The organism is Klebsiella sp. 4_1_44FAA (assembly GCF_000238715.1).
GTDB classification, from domain to species: domain Bacteria; phylum Pseudomonadota; class Gammaproteobacteria; order Enterobacterales; family Enterobacteriaceae; genus Klebsiella; species Klebsiella pneumoniae.
Window position 1 is genome coordinate 1 of the sequence record NZ_JH414835.1, and the last position, 1,347, is coordinate 1,347.

Annotated in this window: 1 protein-coding gene and 1 pseudogene; one reads left to right on the forward strand and one right to left on the reverse strand. The window is 52.0% G+C overall.

Annotation, left to right across the window (positions count from 1 at the left end; all coding sequences use genetic code 11):
* The first annotated feature begins 3 nt into the window (after positions 1-3).
* Positions 4-930: an IS5 family transposase gene (locus tag HMPREF1024_RS00145; RefSeq protein ID WP_050543127.1), complete on the forward strand. Its 927-nt coding sequence runs from the start codon at positions 4-6 to the stop codon at positions 928-930.
* 55 nt (positions 931-985) lie between these two features.
* Here the strand turns inward: HMPREF1024_RS00145 and HMPREF1024_RS00140 are convergent.
* Positions 986-1,165 (reverse strand): annotated as a pseudogene (locus HMPREF1024_RS00140) (helix-turn-helix domain-containing protein); the annotation flags it as partial.
* Positions 1,166-1,347: the final 182 nt, after the last annotated feature.

Below are 1,347 nucleotides of genomic sequence, written 5' to 3' on the forward strand. Positions count from 1 at the left end.
CCGTTGGCAAAGCAAAAGTTACACGAATCACCAACCTGGTCCACCTACAACAAAGCTCTCATCAACCGTGGCTCCCTCACTTTCTGGCTGGATGATGAGGCGATTCAGGCCTGGTATGAGTCGGCAACGCCTTCATCACGAGGAAGGCCCCAGCGCTATTCTGATCTCGCCATCACCACCGTTCTGGTGATTAAACGCGTATTCCGGCTGACCCTGCGGGCTGCGCAGGGTTTTATTGATTCCATTTTTGCCCTGATGAACGTTCCGTTGCGCTGCCCGGATTACACCAGTGTCAGTAAGCGGGCAAAGTCGGTTAATGTCAGTTTCAAAACGTCCACCCGGGGTGAAATCGCACACCTGGTGATTGATTCCACCGGGCTGAAGGTCTTTGGTGAAGGCGAATGGAAAGTCAGAAAGCACGGCAAAGAGCGCCGTCGTATCTGGCGAAAGTTGCATCTTGCTGTTGACAGCAACACACATGAAGTTGTCTGTGCAGACCTGTCGCTGAATAACGTCACGGACTCAGAAGCCTTCCCGGGCCTTATCCGGCAGACTCACAGAAAAATCAGGGCAGCCGCGGCAGACGGGGCTTACGATACCCGGCTCTGTCACGATGAACTGCGCCGCAAAAAAATCAGCGCGCTTATTCCTCCCCGAAAAGGAGCAGGTTACTGGCCCGGTGAGTACGCAGACCGCAACCGTGCCGTTGCTAATCAGCGGCTGAGCGGAAGCAATGCACGGTGGAAATGGACAACGGAATATAACCGTCGCTCGATAGCGGAAACGGCAATGTACAGAATGAAGCAGTTGTTGGGAGATTCACTGACGCTGCGTGACTACGATGGTCAGGTATCGGAAGCTATGGCCATGGTGCGTGCGTTGAACAGGATGACAAAGGCCGGGATGCCAGAAAGCGTGCGTATTGCCTGAAAATCCAGCCAGCTACAGGGTCGTTCGCACGAAATCTTATTTATTCAACAAAGCCATTCATGCCCAGTGGCCCGGACTGACGATAACGTTTCAGCAGACGGCTGCAATGGCGCGGCGTGATACCGAGCATTTCGGCTGCCAGACCAGGACGCAGGTTGCGGTCGATGACATCCTGAAGGATCCTGAGTCGGTTTACATCTCTCATTGAGAAAAACTCCGTTCCGTATGCCGTCATGAGTCTCATCCTTTGAAAGCAGTGATCGCTGTGGTGAGACTGTAGCGCGGACATGTCTATATTTGGTCAGAGACGGACATTACTATTGAGCCATTACAATATGAGTGCGCATAATGTATATTATAGTTAAATGACAATGTCGTACTCAATAACGTCATCTTTGATAGCTACCTCTTCTCACA